The organism is Bacteriovorax sp. PP10 (assembly GCF_035013165.1).
In the GTDB taxonomy this organism is placed as follows: Bacteria; Bdellovibrionota; Bacteriovoracia; order Bacteriovoracales; family Bacteriovoracaceae; genus Bacteriovorax; species Bacteriovorax antarcticus.
The window spans coordinates 529,387-545,860 of the sequence record NZ_JAYGJQ010000002.1 but is presented as its reverse complement, the minus strand read 5'-3'; the positions used below and the strand labels follow the sequence as shown (position 1 = coordinate 545,860).

The window sequence follows — 16,474 nt, the reverse complement described above, 5'->3', positions numbered from 1 at the left end:
TGACCAGGACCATGATACAATAATCTACGAGAGCGGGATTAGCTTTAAAGACTAGAGGATTTTATGAAAACATTAACTGCAATATTTCTTTTAACGTCGTCACTAAATTCTTTTTCTCAAGAGAAAATTCCCGCAGTAGATTTAAATAATCCTCCGAAATCGGCACCAGTCATGTCTGTTTCCACAGTAGAAGAAACAGCTGCACCAGCACTTCAAGTAAAAGAAAATGGCTGCACACAAAACTTCACTAACAATAAAGGCCTTTTTATCCAGGATAAAAAACGCTTTAGATCTATGACCCCACTTGAAAAAGACCTTAATAAACAAACCATCAAACAAGGTGTAGTTACTGGCAGTGGAACAGAAATCCGTTACATTATGTCGAATTGCACGCACAAGATTATCGTGATCAATATGACCCCTAAAAGAATTCAAGCAGCGCTGCCTCACCATGCTTTCCGCCAGGCCTCAACTATCATGTCTGCTTTCCAATCTGATAGAGAGCAGTTGGCAGAAATTTATCCGTTAAGAAAAGCACTGGTTAGAAATAACTGGGAGCAAATCAAAAACGAAAATGGTAAGTTTATTCTTCCCTGTGTAGATGCAAAATGTACGTTGGAAATTATCAAGGTAGGCGGCGTCGATAAAGAAATCGAGCTTACTTACGATGCTATTTAATAAAATTTCTTATTTTTCTTTTTGAATTTCTGCAATCATTCCAAGAGCAATTCCACCAATGATCGCCTGCTCAGTCGAGCATTTGTCATTATAGTGATAAATCGCCTCTTCTGATACATCAGCACCTGTTACAGATGCGCGTACTTCTTTAAGCGTTGGATAAGCGCGAAGTGCTGTATAAGTGATCAACGGCTTCTGATCGGCCGTTTCTTTTTTTAATGAGTAACTAAAGTTCACATCTTCAATCTTGCCGATCGTTGTCTCACCGTTCAGTAAAACATTTTTATTTTCATCAAACGAGACATCGACAGTGCGGCACTTCCAGTGAGCTCCTCTACAAGATCCACTCCATGCTGCTTTTGATTCCGTCACTTCAGTTGAATATGGCCCTAAGTATTTTTGATCTTTCCACACCACGCAAGCAGGATTCTTATTGATAGAATCTACTGATGAACATGAAGCTGCTAATGTTAAAACTGAAAGAATCATTAACTTAGATTTCATAGAGTCTCCAAAAATTACAATTCGACCTGAACCCCAATTTCCATTACACGCTTTCTTGGTAACTGGAAGAAAGTTGTCGCGTCCTGAGCGTTAGCTGTCTGGAAAGCGAATAGTTTTTCACGCCAAAGGGCCATACCAGGCTTATCTGTAGCGAAAAGTTTTTCTTTCCCGATAAAGTATGTCGCTTCATTCGGATTAAGTAAAATATCCCCGATCATTAACTGATCAAGTTCTTTAGGAATGTTTGGTCTTTCCATATAACCGTAGTGAATAAACACAGTGTAACAGCCGTGACCGATATCATTGACTTCTACACGTCTTGATTGCGGCACTTGTGGAATTTCTTCCGTCACAACTGAAAGGAAGATCAAACGCTGATGAATTGATTTATAGTGCTCATAACTTTGAATTAGAGCGTATGGAGTGTCTTTTAATCCACTGGCCATATAAATAGCGATCCCTGGATTTCTAAAAGGCTTTTCTCTGTCGATCTTATCTAAAAACAGACTCAAAGGAATAACTTCGTCTCTGATTCTCTGGCCTAAAAGCTTGCGGCCTTTTTTCCAAGTCGTCATCATTACGAAAATTAAAACCCCAACCGCTAATGGAACCCATCCACCGTCTAAAACTTTTACCAGGTTTGCTCCCCAGAAAGATAAGTCGACGATTAAGAAGAAACCACAAATAGTTCCGGCCTTAAATTTACTCCATCTCCATTTTTGTCTAGCAACTAAGTAGAATAAAATAGTCGTTACGCCCATGGTTGTCGTTACAGCAATCCCGTAAGCGGCAGCAAGGTTACTTGAAGTTTTAAAGAAGATAACCAGTAAGATACAGGCGATCATTAAGATCCTGTTCATACTCTTTACATAAATTTGTCCGAACTCTTTAGCTGATGTGTGCTCAATTAAAACTCTTGGAATGTATCCAAGCTGCACGGCCTGCATCGTAATCGAGAACACTCCGGTGATTAAAGCTTGAGAAGCAATAACGGTTGAAAGTGTCGCCAGAATTACCAGTGGAGTTAACATCCACGGAGGCGCCATAAGGAAAAACGGATTTTTTGCGGCCAGAGGGTTGTGAGTGATCAGCGCCCCTTGTCCGAAGTAATTTAAAATTAAACAGGGAAGAACAACGAAGAACCAAGCTCGTTGAATCGGCTGACGTCCAAAGTGACCAAGATCCGAGTAAAGCGCTTCCCCACCCGTTACAACCAGGAATACTGAACCGAGAACGAAAAATCCATCCCATGTATTGATTGCAAAAAATTGGTACGCATACCAAGGGTTCATTGAAACAAGAACCATTGGAACTTTGATGATGTTATAAATTCCTAGTGCACCTAAAGTTAAAAACCAAAAAAGAGTTAACGGTCCGAAGATTTTTCCAACCAACTCTGTTCCATATTTTTGAACAGAAAATAATCCGACTAAGATTAAACATGTAATAGGAATAATGTAGGGAGAAAAAACCGGTGTGATCAGCTCTAGTCCTTCTACCGCTGATAAAACGGAAATCGAAGGAGTGATCATTCCATCACCGTAAAGTAATGCTGTACCGAAAAGACCAAGTCTGATGAGGTTTCTTCTTTTTGAAAGATGTTTGTCTGATCTTGGAGTTACAAGCGCCGTTAAAGCAAGGATTCCCCCTTCGCCTTTATTGTCTGCTTTTAAAACGTAACGAAGATACTTGATTGAGATAACGATAATCAGTGACCAAAAGATAAGAGATAAGATCCCGTACACATTGTTTTCTGATAAACCAATATTGTGGCCGTGATGAAAAGCTTCTTTAAGTGCGTACAGTGGGCTGGTCCCAATGTCTCCATACACAACTCCTAAAGCTGAAAGCGCTAATAAAAATTTATAGCGATTCGTCTGACTTTGTTCGTTCTCAGGTTTTGCTGACACCAATAGGCTCCATAAGTAATAAGTTGGTTACCGTACATTCTAGGAGAAGTTTCCAAAATTGTCGCTATTCCTTTTCAACAATTACGCACATAAATGTTGCGAGTTTAGAGTATTTCCCAAACTTGTATGGATCCAGTGTTCTTAATGCATCGATAGGCTTGAGGTCTTCAATCTTTAAAATTTTAAATCCCGCAGTAATGAGGGGGTTTATGACTTCTGAAAAAGAACGGTAATAATCCGGCATTGTCACCGGCTCGTCTGTAAAACCCTTCCACGAAGCTTCAACATACTGAACTCCGAAGGCCGAAGTTGGTTTGTACCAATTCCAAGAACCTATGGGATGTTGAATGGTAAAAATAAACTTACCTTTTGGTTTTAGTAATCGATAAAATTCACTTAGAGGAATGGCCCAGTTTTCAATATAGTCAATTGATAGCGACGCTACGACCATATCAAATTGCCCATCTTGATCAACCGGCAAATGTTTTGCCATATCTGCAACAAAAAAAGTCGCATTCTGTGGAACTCTTTTTTTAGCAAGCTCAATCATTTTTGGACTTACATCAAAGGCCACAACTTTTGCACCTTCATGCACTAAGTACTCAGCTAAAATTCCCGGTCCACAACCTGCTTCAAAAATTTTCATTCCACGAACATTCCCAACTGCATTTCTCATGGCCGGTTGTTCAATGTAAGCATTCTCTGCTTTAGCAGGAGCACGCTCAGAAAAACCTTCCGCGATTTTTTCATAAGCTTCTAAAGCTATAGGAGTAGAATCTGATTTTTTATCAGTCATGAAAGGCCTCTATTTTCTGTTAATGAAAGTTCGCGTACTTTGCCACTGGAGGTGGATTTTAGCAATGAAACTCTATTTGAGAGCAGCTAAAATATCTTTAAAATAACCCGCCATTTCAGGTCTGGGATACCATGCCAAACAAATATCAGATAGATCCAGGAATTTGCCTGGCATTAAGTCAATGAGTTCATGGCGTTTGATCAATTCTAAGGCCTGATCTTCGGCCAAAACACTATAGCCTGCTTCAAGAGAAATCATAGATGCCAGCGCGTCCGTGTTGTTGACAAAATGCCTTGAAGATTTGGTTTCAGAAGACAAATGAAACTTTTCTAAAAACTCAAACGTGTAGTTATCATTTTCATCGAAATCAATAATGGTTTCAGTTTTGACGATGTCTTTAATCGTGCGTTTTTTCCAAGCGACAGGGCCGACTAAAAGATATTTTTCTGCTTTCATCATTTTCGAATCCATCTCCAGCGAGACAACTCCGCTTCTGACTAAAACAATCTGAGATGATCCACTTTTTAATTTATAAATCGCCGACTGCAGATCCATTAAATCAAACTGCACTCGAAGGAATGGATACTTTTTTAAGATGGTGGACACACTCGGAATCACTCTCGATCGCATCAGACTTGAAGGCCCGCTGATGGTTAACCTGATTTCCTGTTGAGTTGATTGAAACACCAGCTGGCCTTCCAGCTCACTGGCACTTTGGCAGTATCGATGAAGAGATTCACCTTCCGTGGTAAGCCTCATGCCCGTCCTTGAGCGAATAAATAATGTGGTTTGAAGTTCTTTCTCCAGCGAGCGAATTCTCTGGGTCACACCCGTTTGGGTGAGTCCTATTTTTTTGGCAGCGTCTTGAACAGTTTTCCTCTCAACGACGGCCATGAATGCTACTAGATTTGGGTGCAGTAAACTCATTTATATTCATATATAAATCATTATTATGAATTATTCAACTGGAATCTCCTGATTTACCTTAGCTTTACTTTCAAAGGGGGTTACAAATGAAAGTTCTAATTACATTACTTGCTACTTGTCTTTTTTCTCTAAGTGCAATGGCCGTTGATGCCACTCACGGAATGGTTCTTTTTGGTAAGGACAAAGTTTACGCTTATCACCTTCCAATGTTCCATAAAGTTCACAATAAGCAGATGGTTTTAACTTTTGATCTATCAAAAGCTGTTAAAGATCAAATCGTAAACCTTCAGGACACAACGTTCTTAACATTTGTTCCAGCTCCATTTGACCTGGAAAAATTTATTGCTGCTCCTTTTGATTTAACTGGGGATGTTTACTCAGGACACTTTGAGCAAGATGGCGTTTTAATTATGTCGGGAGTGACTCTGGTGAATCCAAAAATTGAATACGTAGAAGATCTTATTCAACCTAATGGCAGCACAATTGAAAGCTATAAAGTTTTTGGAACAAAAAATGATACATACGCTCTTCATTTAATTGACGGTGGAAAGGCGATTGATCAAATTTTCAAACTAACAACACTTGATACTGATAACTTTGATTATGCAATTTCATATAAAAACCTGAATGCAAGCGCATTAAATATTGGTGAGTCTTACTCAATCAGTACTCCTCCAGGGAAATGCCCAAGTCGTAACTGTGGTAATCCAGGACAGGATCTTGCGACTTTCAAAGTTGACTCTCTTTACTTCTCAGACAGTGTAATGGGCGCTTCAATGCCAGTTATGAAGAATGCCGGCCTTCAAGCAACTTTTTGCAAGACTCGTTTATGTGAGTTCCCTGTAACAAAGAAAGGCGAACTTAAATCAACTTTCTGCAAAACTCGTTTATGTGAATTTCCAGCAGCAAAGAAGATCGAAGTTAAATCAACTTTCTGCAGAACTCGTAAATGTGAATTTCCAACTCCCCCGCCCGTTGTTAAGGAAAAAGTATGCCACTATACAAGAGCTGGTGAGTGCTATTATTTATAAGTCCATGACCTTAAACAATATAACTTATACTTTTAAAATAGATCTCTCCGGGACTTAAAATCCGGAAGAGGTCTATTTGAAAGGCCTTCAAAAATTCATTCTTTTGAACATCTGCCCAAATCTTTTTCGCCTCTTTTGGATAAAGCACATTAATTTTCGCCTCAGCAATCATCGAGTTAAAAAGATCAATCTTCGAACTTGTTCTTTTATGCTTAACTCCATTATTGAAAATATAATGAAGCACATTTCTCAATTGCCTAGGAGAACTTATCAATCTTAAATGATATCGATTTTTATAAACCGTCCCTTTCGTCCTCTTAATCTTATTGATCGCCTTAGCAATCGTAATCCCAAAGGCCTGCATCCCTTTATGAAGTGTCTTATTATCCACACTCTCCACCAGTAAATGCACATGATTATACTCCAACGTATAATGCACAATTTTCAGTCCTTTCATTCTGGCCCTCTTTATCGCATGATGAAGGGCCTTTAAAATCCGCTTTGATTGAATATCTGCCTTATTCTCCCTGACTTTTATTGTGAGATGAAGTGAGCTTGCTCTTTTCAATCTAAATCTTCTCACATGTCGAATCCCCACATCGTGAATAGCAGGTCTTCCTGCGCGTTTTAGATTGAGGAAATTTAACTGAGTGTGCTTTCTTAATTTTTTCATATTCGCTCCTGCCCCTCTGAGTGCAATTTAGGCAGATAACAACTAACTAATGACTCAATGAATTCTCAGAGACTTCGGAATGAAGAGATTAAAAAATGATTGGATTATTTCAAATATTGAACGAATGAAAGTTTAAGTGAAGAAATGAAAAAACCTCTGATGTTACTCAGAGGTCAGTATAGGAAGATAAATTCTATTTTCTTTGAATTAAAAACATTCCATCTCTTATCGGCATCAACGTCCCATAAAGATCATCAGACGCCGCTACATAATCATTCACCAAACGAATGAACTCTGTATTTCTATCTCTGTGTTGAGTTAAATCAAGCACCACATCCGGAAGAACAGCTCCACCCCATAAAACGTTATCAATAACGATCATTCCATTAGGCGAAAGCATTGGAACAGTTAGTTTTAAGTAATCAATATAATTTCTTTTGTCCGCATCGATAAAAACAAAATCAAACTTTCCAGTCAGAGTTGGAATGATATCCAGACCACTTCCTAAAACACTTTTAATTTTGTGACCGTGCTCAGATTTCCCCCAAAAGTCCTTGGCAAGTGCTACAGTCTCTTGATTGATATCCACAGTGATGACTTCTCCATCAGCTGGAAGCTGTTCTGCCATTGTTAAAGCTGAGTACCCAGTAAAGGTCCCAAGCTCTAAAACGCGTTTTGCTTTAATAGATTTTAGTAAGAATCCAATGAAAGAAGCTTCCATTTTTCCAATCAGCATTCCTGCCCCATGGACGTTGGCGCGTGTGTACTCTTCAATAGCTAAACAATCTTTCGAGGGAAGGTTACTTTTAGAGATGCAATACTCTTCCACTTTTTTATCGGTAATTTGCATATGTTTTCCTTAGGTTATAACTATTTCACTGTGGCCTTTTAGCCACTTAACATTAGCCCAAAAAGAGAGTAAGGTACAGCTATGAAAATCGAATCATTAAATGCATGGCTTCCCAATCAAAAACCAGGATCTCCTCTAGTGATCGCAGGACCTTGTTCTGCTGAATCAGAAGAGCAGATGCTTAGGACCGCGCACGCATTAAAAGAGATTTCAGAAGTTTCAGTATTCCGCGCAGGAATCTGGAAGCCAAGAACTCGCCCAAATAACTTTGAAGGTCTGGGTGAAATCGCTCTTCCATGGTTAATGGAAGTTAAAAAACAAACAGGATTAAAAGTTACGACGGAAGTCGCAACAGCAAAACACGTCGAGCTTTGTTTAAAAGCTGGTGTCGATATTTTATGGATTGGTGCTCGCACGACCGCTAACCCATTTTCAGTTCAGGAAATCGCTGACGCTTTAAAAGGTGTCGATATTCCTGTGATGATTAAAAACCCAATCAATGCTGATTTACAATTATGGATTGGCGCTCTTGAAAGATTAAACCTTGCTGGCATTACAAAACTAATGGCGATTCACAGAGGTTTCTCTGTTGGTGAAAAATTAGAATTTAGAAATGATCCGCTTTGGAAAATCCCAATGGAGCTTAAAGTAAAGTTCCCTGATCTTCCACTTCTGTGTGACCCTTCTCATATCACTGGTAAGCGCGAGCTCATCCAACAAGTATGTCAGAAAGCAATGGATTTGGATTACAACGGTCTGATCATTGAAACTCACCCAGACCCGGATAAAGCTTGGTCGGATGCCTCTCAACAAGTCACTCCTTCAACCTTAGCATCGATTATTTCGTCTTTAGCGATCAAAAAAGAAAGTTCTCAAGATAAGTCCTACACGAATCAGTTAAATGAACTACGTGACCAAATTGACCGCTTAGATAACGAGCTTCTTCATACTCTTAAACTTCGCAATGATGTTGTAGAGAAAATCGCAAAAGCAAAAATCGAGCAAAACGTAACCGCCCTTCAAAAAGGTCGTTTTGATCAATTGATGAAACAAAGAATGGACGCTGGTGAAAAGCTTGGTTTAGGCCAGGACTTCGTTAAAGAAATCTTTGATTCAATTCACGAGCAGTCAGTTCAAACTCAAACGAATCTCTTCGAAAAGAATAAAAAATGAAGAGTTTTCTACCATCAGGTTTTGAGGATCTGATTGTAGAAGATGGTATTCTTCAGTACTTCGAACATTACTCCGACGAAACTCTCGAACATATTTTAGAAGGCCTCGTCTGGAGACAAGACTCCATTACGATGTATGGTAAGACTCATCCACTCCCTCGTCAGACCGCGTGGCATGGAGAAAAAGGTTTAGTGCATAGTTATTCTGGAATCAGGATGGTGGCCATCGAGTGGACACCTGTACTTTTAAAACTGAAACTCCAGCTTGAAGCCGACCTCAATACCAAATTTAATTCAGTGCTTGTTAATTACTACCGCGATGGCAGTGACCATATGTCTTATCACTCTGATGATGAAAAAGAGTTAGGGCCCAATCCCATCATCGCTTCACTCAGTTTTGGCGAAACAAGATCATTCCAGTTAAAACATAAATTTGATTTGAGTAAGAAGACATTTACTCTCCCTATCACTGATGGATCATTAGTGGTGATGAAAGGAGAACTACAACATTTCTGGGTTCACAAAATCGCTAAGACGGCCAAGAAGATTGGGCCTCGAGTGAATTTAACTTTCAGGAATATATTGTCTTAATCGCAAAGACTGTGAGAGCTGACTTGTTTGCAGTAGTAATTCGCTTCACGTTTTAAAGACGACTCAGAGACTTGAAGTTTCATTCTTAAGAGAACTAAATCCGTCCTAATTTTATTTGCATCCAGTTCATTTAAAACAACCATTCCACTCTTAAGTCCACGCACCGTAATATTCGCTGCAATCATCGCACGCATACCTGGTGGAAAATAAATGCTCGCACTTCCAGCGACGATTCCTGAAAGAACAACGGCCCCTGCAATTCTTTCGAATTTTAAATAAACACTTTCACCTGTTGGTTTTTGGGCCAGGTGAAAATCGATGATCTGAAGTTTTAATCTTAACTGCTCTACCTGGTCTAATTTTACTTGAATGGCATCAAGTGCATTGGCGCTGTCTTCTTCCAATAACAAATCCACTCTATCCGATGAAAAAGCAATTCCCATGAACAGAGACTGCATCACCAGAATAAGGATTGAATTTTTCAAGATTTTTTTCATCGTCCTCATTGTAGACCAAAGAGGCGGCCATCTGAAAAAAGGTACATGAAGTGTGAAAATTAAACAGGGTTTAAGTCCTTAAATCCCGTTAGTTGGGAGCTTTTGGGCCTCTTCTTTCACCCTTTTAATGGCCCTCTTGTTTAATAGCATCTGAATCACCATAAAAATGCCCATAACAACAAAAAGCCCAGCGGTCTTAAAAAAGACCCAAATCGATGTTGAAAACCACAATGCCAAGACACCCATCAAGACGCCATAAAGACCAAACATGATGACCATATTTCTTTCCATCGACTTCATGATGAAGTCTGGCGGCCCTGGTGCATCTGGTCTCATCTCTTCCATCATCTCTTTGAAAAATCCTTTTCCACTGCGAAGTTTTAATCCCATATAAACAGCAACGGCCCACAACGAAAGTGAAGGTTGCAATTTAAACCAGATTCCATTTTCTTCCATTAAAGAAAATCCACCAAGAGCAATGATCAAAAAGAAATTGAATTTAGAAAGTTGATGAACGCGACCTGAATAAAATCTTTCAAATAAAATTTCAGCAACTGATAAAGCTATCCCGCCAATCAACGCCGTTTTAACAGGGTATTGTGATTCAAGATACCAGTACAAAATGGCGGGTAAAAAAGAGATTAGAAAAAAATGATTAGATTTTTTTGGTTTGGCTTCACTCGCGGTCACTATAACTCCAGTTCAAAAAAGGCCCTGATTTCATCTTTTCTACTCATGGTATCTTTGATACCAATTTCAATCAACTTTGATGTGTAGGCCTTATCAAAGGCAATATAACTTAATAAATCCGCACCACGCTCTCTCGAAGCTCCAATACCTTTTAATAAATATCTTAACATATGCGGGAAACGCTCAAACTGCTCAGCGGCCAGCTCTCCTAAATCCACAGACGGTCTGATAAGAAGTGTAGGAATCATTTTCAAGCGAGATTTGCCTCTTAAATATTCCACTTCATGAAGTAGTTTAACTGTCTCGTTAATTCTTTGCAGGCGTTCGTAATCAAATTCAATCGCATCTAAAAATAATGAATTGAACATCACTCCTACGATATCAGATAAAGCGATTGAATCCATTTCCAACTGCTGATTAAGCTCCATCGTTTCCAGTCCATCACGAAAATAACGAACTCCGATAGCAATTAATCGATCAGCACCTAAGTGAATAGCAGGACTAAAAGGAGTATTAGATCTCACTCCCCCATCACCATAAAAACTTTTATTAATACGCACAGGTTTAAAAATAAAAGGAATCGCTGATGAAGCTAATATATGATCAAGATTGAGATCAGTCTTAAGTCCAATGCGTGAACTTCTCGCCCAATTCTCAACTTCAAGCGAATTAAAAAAAGCATTACTCGTGCCCGTAGCATAGTTTGTTGCTGAGACAGCGACACCATGAATTGTTTTATTTTTAATATTTTCCTGAATTTGATTAAAATCAATTCTCTTATCTAATAAACGCGCTAATGGAGTTGAATCCAAAAGATGTGTCGATTGAGAATTGCCCAGCATTCCACCAAAACTTAAATCGCGAATCCAGCCTGCACCAAGTTTTCCCAGCGACATAAAATCAGTTCGCAAAACATGTTCAGGCTCAAGTTCATTCCAGACTTCAATTAATTTTTGTGTTTGGTGAGCGAAGCTGTCTGTTGCTGCCGCGATGAAGGCAGTATTAATTGCCCCTGCTGAAATACCAGTGATCACGGAAAAAGGTTGAGGGCCACAGTCAGTGCCAAGGATGTCGGAAATCCCTTGAAGCACACCTGCCTGATAAGCAGCGCGCGCGCCACCACCACTTAGAACCAGACCATATCGAGGAGAAGAAGTTGATAATGTCATTGAGTCATTATTTTCTTCTTCCCTTCATATGTCGAGATTTTAGGATGCTTTTTTTGATGAGTTTTCTTTCTTAAGCTCACAGTAATGTGAGAATTCTTTTCTAATATGCCCTGGATCAAGAACTTCTACTCGATCGCGCATTCTGTATAACCAATTATAAACATCATCGCACATTTCAATCGTGGCCGCCCAGATCATGTCACCTTCAGTACTGGAAGTAACAAAGGGATTTCCTAGGAAATGATGCTCTGGAAGAAGATCTGTTTGGTCCTGGCTATAAATTTTTAAAACCAGTCTTTCTTCTTGTCCGTTAATTAAACGAAGGTGCCCGATAAATTCATTAACCTCAATCTGACTTAAATTGGGTTCATAAAATGCTGTGAGATTTTCGACAGCTTCAATATCTTCTACACCGAAATACACCAGAGTTTTATCTGCCGTATTTTCTCCCACCACACACAACACTCCATCAAGGAAGACCATTCTGTGAGGAAAAACGTCGCACTCTTTACCGGCAAAGAATTTAATCTTCATCGATTTTCTACAAACGATATCGTAATCAATTTTCTTTTTTAAATTTTCGATAAATGTTCCGGAAGCAACAACATGGGCTTCAGGTTTTTTATAAAGAGCGAACTGAGCGTATGCTTTATGGGCCATGCGCATTTTATCCTGGGTGATTTGTTGAAAGTAAAAAGCATCGTCCCCTTTTGGGATAGTTGCCTGAAGTGCCAGCCATTCAGATAAGCTGAACTCCATTTTAATTTTACACTGCTCTTTAAGTGGATAAACGAAATGCTCATCTCTCATCACCGCTACTTTAAAGCGCGTAAGGAACTCGCAATAGTTCTCCAGAGTCTCTTCATTGATGCCCAGAGATGAGCACATTAGGACAACTTCTTTGCGCTCTTTCAACTCTTCGAGAGATACCAAAAATTTCCAGAAACTATTTTCTAAAATGTACTGCTGGTCCGACATCAAACTACCCACGAGAAAAGGTTAAAAGTCCTACTATTCTTGTCGGATACTCGCGTTTAGACCTTAAGTTAAATCTGATTATTTCTGTCGGTATAGACTATAGGCCATTGAAATTGTGGGGTTTAGAATCCCAGAAATATTCTCTTCCGTTTACTTCAAGGGTATAAGTTAAGGCATGGAGATAGAGTCTTTGGGCCTCGGGCCCACCATAAAAAGTATCCCCAACTAACGGGTAACCCAAGTATGCCATCTGAGCTCTAATTTGGTGCCTTAAACCAGTTTTCAATTTGACTTCAACTAAGGTTCTCTTTGTAGTCGAATCAAACTGCAGAGGCCTAATAGCGAACTCTCCGATCTGTCCTACACCAGTAGCTTCAGACACTTTCACTCGCTTGCCTTTTTCTTCACTTGAATTGAATGCATGCTTGAACTCGCCTTGAAGAGTCATCTCACCTTGAACCCAGCACCAATAAATTTTTTCTTTCGCCACTGTTGCAAAATTCTCGCGCAGGTTTTGATAAAGCTCATCACTCTTCACATAAATCATCACACCTGAAGTTTCATAATCGAGACGATACAAAAGACCACGGTCATAATTTTCTTTATTCACATCTAAGAGTTCAGGTCTCGTCTGTCTTAAAAAAGAAAGACAATTATCACTCTCGTCGTATGTCAGTGGATGCACAAATTGATTAGAATTTTTTGTGAAGACAAAAAAGTTTTCATCTTCAGCGATAATTTCAAGGGGTGAACCAATGTAAGTTGGATTTATCGCACCATCATTTATGAAATTGAGCGGCAATGTAAGAACGCTCTTTGCATTCAAGCTTCTATTGAGGAATTTTTTAGCGAAATGTTTTTTGAGTTTGTTACCGCTGGCCTTAAATTGCAGCTTTAGAAAATCTTCAATAGAAGATACGGATTCGAGTAAGCAATAGTCTGTGGTTTTTAGTTCCATAAAACTAGAAAGCCTAGCATAAGCCAGGCTTTTTAGTAACTAAAACCAAAAGTCCTACTGACAAAAGGTTTATTATTAATTTGATTCTTAGAAATTTGAATTAAGGTAGGCCATGACCTTTTCTCTTAACTCTTCTACACTTAGCTCTTGTCCATCATCCAAGAAAAGCTCTCTTTTGATGTACTCAACTGGAAAACCCGTTAGTGCTGCGAGAGATCCCAAAGAGACTTCTGTCTCCGTCGACTCTGGTTTACTGATATCCTTTAAACCTAAAGCTTCCATTTCAACACTCCTTTGTCTTATTCACTCGGCCGATTCTTTTAAACTTTGTCGATCCTTCGACGCCGCTTGCAGAATTTTTTCCTGGCCAAAAAGTCATTTTCTATGACGCAAAAAAATCATACTGATTGTAAGAAAACAGTGTCAACATTTCTCAGCACTAATCATCTGAATGTAAGTTTTTATAAGATTAGAGTAATTTTATAGAGTTAGGATATCAATATAGCTATCATGCTTGTAAGTCATCTCATCAAACTCGGATTGAGGTTGGCTTAAGAGTGTAATACCGCCTCCTGCTTGGTAATTTACTGAACTATTCTTGAAGTTTACGACACTCGATCTGATGTTGATCGATGCTTCGATTTGACCCTTAGAAAAAATTAAAGTCGATCCACAATAGAATCCTCTTGAACGTTTCTCGAGTTGTTTCAGTATTTGCATCACTCTTTTTTTCGGAGCGCCTGTGATGCTTCCACCAGGAAAAATTTTTTCTAAAATATTTTTTAACGTTATATGCGATCTTAGTTTCACTTCGATCTCTGAGAATTGATGAATGAGTCCTGGAACAAGTAGCGGTGCTTTCTTTTTCACTACCACTGAACAAGGAAGATCAATGCGGCTTAGATCGTTGCGAAGTAAATCGGTGATCATATAAAGCTCGCCCTGACTTTTTTTATCACGAGAGAGTTCACGCCAAAGTTTTGTGATTTCTATTTTATCGTCACTCTTGCGCTTCAGTGTTCCTTTAATCGGTCTAGTCGTCAGAGTTTCATCACTATACTGAAACAAGCACTCAGGTGAATTACTCAAAAACAATTGATCTAAGTATTCAACGTAAGTCGCAGAGCCATACGCTCCTCTGCCTGTCCCACGTCCCCATAGAGCGGCGATAAAATCTTCGGCCTCTAGTTCTGCTTCAAAAGAATAATTATACTCACCAGTTAAGTTAAACTGATAACAGTTCCCTGCCTGAAGCTCTCTATACCCATCCATAAATTGTTTTTCATAATCATCAACATTCGGAGCATCCACCAGCGAGAGAATAATTTTTTTTGATTTTTTATCGAGAGTTGTAATTTCTTTTTTCGAATACTGAATATCGATGGCCAAGAGTTCCGTACTACTGATGTCTTCTGAGAGACCTTCAAATAAAAATCCTAATTCATAAAACAAATGAACAAAGCGTTTATCTTCTTCATGTTTATAAACCGGAAAATCCAGTTCATGAATCCACCCTTCAATTTCAAAAGGATGGTTGTCCCCTGTCATCAAATCAATGTAATGATTTTTATAATAAGCGCGTGCACTCACTGGAACACTGAATTTCAGTAATGTTTCTTTGTAAGGAATAATCGAATAAAGATTATGTCCCTTCACGATGAGCTGCAAGGTTTTCGAAGCTGGTATAAGCACCAACCCAAGCAAGCTTCGCTGTCCCGATTTCACCCGCACGGTTTTTACCGATGATGATTTCGGCCACACCTGGCTCTTTTGTATCCGGGTAGTAAACTTCGTCACGGTAAACGAACATTACGATATCCGCATCCTGCTCAATTGCTCCAGATTCACGAAGATCGGCAGTAGATGGTCGTTTGTTCGGACGAGATTCAACTCCGCGGTTAAGCTGAGATAGAGCGATAACCGGACAACCAAGTTCCTTCGCCATAGTTTTTAAACCACGGGAAATCTCGGCAATCTGCTGCTCTCTTTGAAGTGTTTTATTTGTTGAACCCATCAGCTGAAGGTAGTCGATAACAATTAACCCCAGACCTTGGTCTGCTTTAATTTTTCTACACTGTGACTGGATATCAAGAATTGTTGTGTTACCTGAATCGTTAATAAAGATTGGAAGTGCTGAAAGCTCCTGAGTCGCTTTTGCAATACTTCTTAAATCCGTATCAAGGAATGCTTTCTTACGAACACGCTTCGAGTCTACTTTCGCACGACCCGTTAGTAATCTCATCGAAAGTTCCGTCGCTAACATCTCGAGCGAGAAGATCGCCACAGGAAGTGCTGATTGAATACATGCACTCACGGCCACGTTCAGTGCAAGGGAAGTCTTTCCCATAGCAGGACGAGCGGCCAAAACGATTAACTGCCCAGGCTGCATTCCTAGTAAAAGTTCATCTAAACGAGGATACCCTGTTGATAGCCCTGAGATCTCACCCATCAGGCGAGTATTGTCTTCTAGTTCTTTTAAGTTTTCTCTTAGAGTGGCATTGATCTTAACCATACCACCGGTTTTTGCTTCGTTGGTCAGTTTAAAGAAACTCGACTCAACATCTTGAATGAAATCTTCAGCAGCACCTGTGTAAGTTAATCCCATTTGGACAACTCTCATCGCGGTCTTGATGATCTCTCTCATTGAAGATTTATCTTTAACGATTTTTGCGTATTCGTAGACGTTGGCAGATGAGGCCTGGTCTTCTGTTAATGAAGAAACAAATGATTCTCCACCAACTTCTTCAAGCTTGCCTTTATCTTTTAGTTTATTACATACAGTAACGAAGTCGATTGCACGGTTGGCAAGGGATAGATCAGCGATCACATCAAAAACCATTCCGTATCTTGGATCATAGAACTGAGCTGCTTCAATTTTCAGGTTTGAGATTTCATCAAACACTGATCCATCAATAATCAGACATCCCACTAACGCTTTTTCAGCGAGTAAATCATGAGGAAGTTCGTTTTGTGCAGAATTGATAGAAGCCATTGAGATCACCCCAAAAACAAGAAGGACCTCTGTGAAGAGGTCCTCTTATTATAACATT

General features: G+C 39.4%; 18 protein-coding genes. 4 read left to right on the top strand and 14 right to left on the bottom strand.

Going from position 1 to position 16,474, the window contains the following annotated elements; translation table 11 throughout:
• Positions 1–63: 63 nt before the first annotated feature.
• Entirely contained in the window at positions 64–678 is a 615-nt protein-coding gene (locus SHI21_RS12605; RefSeq protein ID WP_323576949.1) for a hypothetical protein, read from the top strand.
• Between the two features lie 9 nt (positions 679–687).
• On the opposite strand, the gene SHI21_RS12600 is transcribed toward SHI21_RS12605, so the two are convergent.
• The 4 genes from SHI21_RS12600 to SHI21_RS12585 form a co-directional block, all read right to left on the bottom strand.
• Complete coding sequence (locus SHI21_RS12600) at positions 688–1,182, bottom strand: hypothetical protein (RefSeq protein ID WP_323576948.1); 495 nt, start codon at positions 1,180–1,182, stop codon at positions 688–690.
• Positions 1,183–1,196: 14 nt separating this feature from the next.
• On the bottom strand, positions 1,197–3,092 hold the full coding sequence (locus SHI21_RS12595) for a potassium transporter Kup (protein WP_323576947.1): 1,896 nt from the start codon (positions 3,090–3,092) through the stop codon (positions 1,197–1,199).
• A gap of 64 nt (positions 3,093–3,156) precedes the next feature.
• Complete coding sequence (locus SHI21_RS12590; protein WP_323576946.1) at positions 3,157–3,888, bottom strand: class I SAM-dependent methyltransferase; 732 nt, start codon at positions 3,886–3,888, stop codon at positions 3,157–3,159.
• Between the two features lie 72 nt (positions 3,889–3,960).
• Positions 3,961–4,815 (bottom strand): LysR family transcriptional regulator, encoded by an 855-nt coding sequence (locus SHI21_RS12585; protein WP_323576945.1) that lies wholly within the window; start codon positions 4,813–4,815, stop codon positions 3,961–3,963.
• Positions 4,816–4,901: 86 nt separating this feature from the next.
• Between SHI21_RS12585 and SHI21_RS12580 the strand changes: the two genes are divergently transcribed.
• A complete protein-coding gene (locus SHI21_RS12580) occupies positions 4,902–5,846 on the top strand; it encodes a hypothetical protein (RefSeq protein ID WP_323576944.1) in 945 nt (314 codons plus the stop codon).
• Positions 5,847–5,856: 10 nt separating this feature from the next.
• On the opposite strand, the gene SHI21_RS12575 is transcribed toward SHI21_RS12580, so the two are convergent.
• A complete protein-coding gene (locus tag SHI21_RS12575; RefSeq protein ID WP_323576943.1) occupies positions 5,857–6,519 on the bottom strand; it encodes a transposase in 663 nt (220 codons plus the stop codon).
• 193 nt (positions 6,520–6,712) lie between these two features.
• Positions 6,713–7,369, bottom strand: coding sequence for an O-methyltransferase (locus SHI21_RS12570; RefSeq protein ID WP_323576942.1), 657 nt, complete (start codon positions 7,367–7,369; stop codon positions 6,713–6,715).
• A gap of 81 nt (positions 7,370–7,450) precedes the next feature.
• On the opposite strand from SHI21_RS12570, the gene SHI21_RS12565 reads away from it, so the two are divergent.
• Together SHI21_RS12565 and SHI21_RS12560 are read left to right on the top strand one after the other, a co-directional pair.
• Positions 7,451–8,542 carry a chorismate mutase gene (locus SHI21_RS12565; protein WP_323576941.1) on the top strand — a complete coding sequence of 364 codons (1,092 nt, stop codon included), beginning with the start codon at positions 7,451–7,453 and terminating at the stop codon, positions 8,540–8,542.
• Positions 8,539–9,132, top strand: a complete 594-nt coding sequence (locus tag SHI21_RS12560) for an alpha-ketoglutarate-dependent dioxygenase AlkB family protein (protein ID WP_323576940.1) — start codon at positions 8,539–8,541, stop codon at positions 9,130–9,132. Before SHI21_RS12565 ends, SHI21_RS12560 begins: the two co-directional genes overlap by 4 nt.
• Here the strand turns inward: SHI21_RS12560 and SHI21_RS12555 are convergent.
• From SHI21_RS12555 to dnaB, 8 genes are all read right to left on the bottom strand, one after another.
• Positions 9,129–9,629, bottom strand: a complete 501-nt coding sequence (locus SHI21_RS12555) for a hypothetical protein (protein WP_323576939.1) — start codon at positions 9,627–9,629, stop codon at positions 9,129–9,131. The two genes, SHI21_RS12560 and SHI21_RS12555, sit on opposite strands and share 4 nt — an antisense overlap.
• Positions 9,630–9,707: 78 nt before the next feature.
• Positions 9,708–10,319 carry an inner membrane-spanning protein YciB gene (locus SHI21_RS12550; protein WP_323576938.1) on the bottom strand — a complete coding sequence of 204 codons (612 nt, stop codon included), beginning with the start codon at positions 10,317–10,319 and terminating at the stop codon, positions 9,708–9,710.
• Positions 10,319–11,488, bottom strand: coding sequence for a patatin-like phospholipase family protein (locus tag SHI21_RS12545; RefSeq protein ID WP_323576937.1), 1,170 nt, complete (start codon positions 11,486–11,488; stop codon positions 10,319–10,321). Before SHI21_RS12545 ends, SHI21_RS12550 begins: the two co-directional genes overlap by 1 nt.
• 39 nt (positions 11,489–11,527) lie before the next feature.
• The gene (locus SHI21_RS12540) at positions 11,528–12,466 is read right to left on the bottom strand and encodes a WYL domain-containing protein (protein ID WP_323576936.1); all 939 of its coding nucleotides are present in this window, start codon (positions 12,464–12,466) and stop codon (positions 11,528–11,530) included.
• A gap of 97 nt (positions 12,467–12,563) precedes the next feature.
• Positions 12,564–13,424 carry a pseudouridine synthase gene (locus SHI21_RS12535; protein ID WP_323576935.1) on the bottom strand — a complete coding sequence of 287 codons (861 nt, stop codon included), beginning with the start codon at positions 13,422–13,424 and terminating at the stop codon, positions 12,564–12,566.
• 87 nt (positions 13,425–13,511) lie between these two features.
• Positions 13,512–13,706, bottom strand: a complete 195-nt coding sequence (locus SHI21_RS12530; protein WP_323576934.1) for a hypothetical protein — start codon at positions 13,704–13,706, stop codon at positions 13,512–13,514.
• A 198-nt stretch (positions 13,707–13,904) separates the two neighbouring features.
• Complete coding sequence (locus tag SHI21_RS12525) at positions 13,905–15,080, bottom strand: chorismate-binding protein (RefSeq protein ID WP_323576933.1); 1,176 nt, start codon at positions 15,078–15,080, stop codon at positions 13,905–13,907.
• Positions 15,067–16,416, bottom strand: a complete 1,350-nt coding sequence (gene dnaB / locus SHI21_RS12520; protein ID WP_323576932.1) for a replicative DNA helicase — start codon at positions 16,414–16,416, stop codon at positions 15,067–15,069. Before dnaB ends, SHI21_RS12525 begins: the two co-directional genes overlap by 14 nt.
• Positions 16,417–16,474: the final 58 nt, after the last annotated feature.

What these genes read in the sequence shown, in the direction of transcription:
- SHI21_RS12605 (WP_323576949.1), top strand. Translation starts at nt 64, where the DNA reads ATGAAAACATTAACTGCAATATTTCTTTTAACGTCGTCACTAAATTCT.
- SHI21_RS12600 (WP_323576948.1), bottom strand. Translation starts at nt 1,182, where the DNA reads ATGAAATCTAAGTTAATGATTCTTTCAGTTTTAACATTAGCAGCTTCA.
- SHI21_RS12590 (WP_323576946.1), bottom strand. Translation starts at nt 3,888, where the DNA reads ATGACTGATAAAAAATCAGATTCTACTCCTATAGCTTTAGAAGCTTAT.
- SHI21_RS12585 (WP_323576945.1), bottom strand. Translation starts at nt 4,815, where the DNA reads ATGAGTTTACTGCACCCAAATCTAGTAGCATTCATGGCCGTCGTTGAG.
- SHI21_RS12580 (WP_323576944.1), top strand. Translation starts at nt 4,902, where the DNA reads ATGAAAGTTCTAATTACATTACTTGCTACTTGTCTTTTTTCTCTAAGT.
- SHI21_RS12575 (WP_323576943.1), bottom strand. Translation starts at nt 6,519, where the DNA reads ATGAAAAAATTAAGAAAGCACACTCAGTTAAATTTCCTCAATCTAAAA.
- SHI21_RS12570 (WP_323576942.1), bottom strand. Translation starts at nt 7,369, where the DNA reads ATGCAAATTACCGATAAAAAAGTGGAAGAGTATTGCATCTCTAAAAGT.
- SHI21_RS12565 (WP_323576941.1), top strand. Translation starts at nt 7,451, where the DNA reads ATGAAAATCGAATCATTAAATGCATGGCTTCCCAATCAAAAACCAGGA.
- SHI21_RS12560 (WP_323576940.1), top strand. Translation starts at nt 8,539, where the DNA reads ATGAAGAGTTTTCTACCATCAGGTTTTGAGGATCTGATTGTAGAAGAT.
- SHI21_RS12555 (WP_323576939.1), bottom strand. Translation starts at nt 9,629, where the DNA reads ATGAAAAAAATCTTGAAAAATTCAATCCTTATTCTGGTGATGCAGTCT.
- SHI21_RS12545 (WP_323576937.1), bottom strand. Translation starts at nt 11,488, where the DNA reads ATGACATTATCAACTTCTTCTCCTCGATATGGTCTGGTTCTAAGTGGT.
- SHI21_RS12540 (WP_323576936.1), bottom strand. Translation starts at nt 12,466, where the DNA reads ATGTCGGACCAGCAGTACATTTTAGAAAATAGTTTCTGGAAATTTTTG.
- SHI21_RS12535 (WP_323576935.1), bottom strand. Translation starts at nt 13,424, where the DNA reads ATGGAACTAAAAACCACAGACTATTGCTTACTCGAATCCGTATCTTCT.
- SHI21_RS12530 (WP_323576934.1), bottom strand. Translation starts at nt 13,706, where the DNA reads ATGGAAGCTTTAGGTTTAAAGGATATCAGTAAACCAGAGTCGACGGAG.
- dnaB (WP_323576932.1), bottom strand. Translation starts at nt 16,416, where the DNA reads ATGGCTTCTATCAATTCTGCACAAAACGAACTTCCTCATGATTTACTC.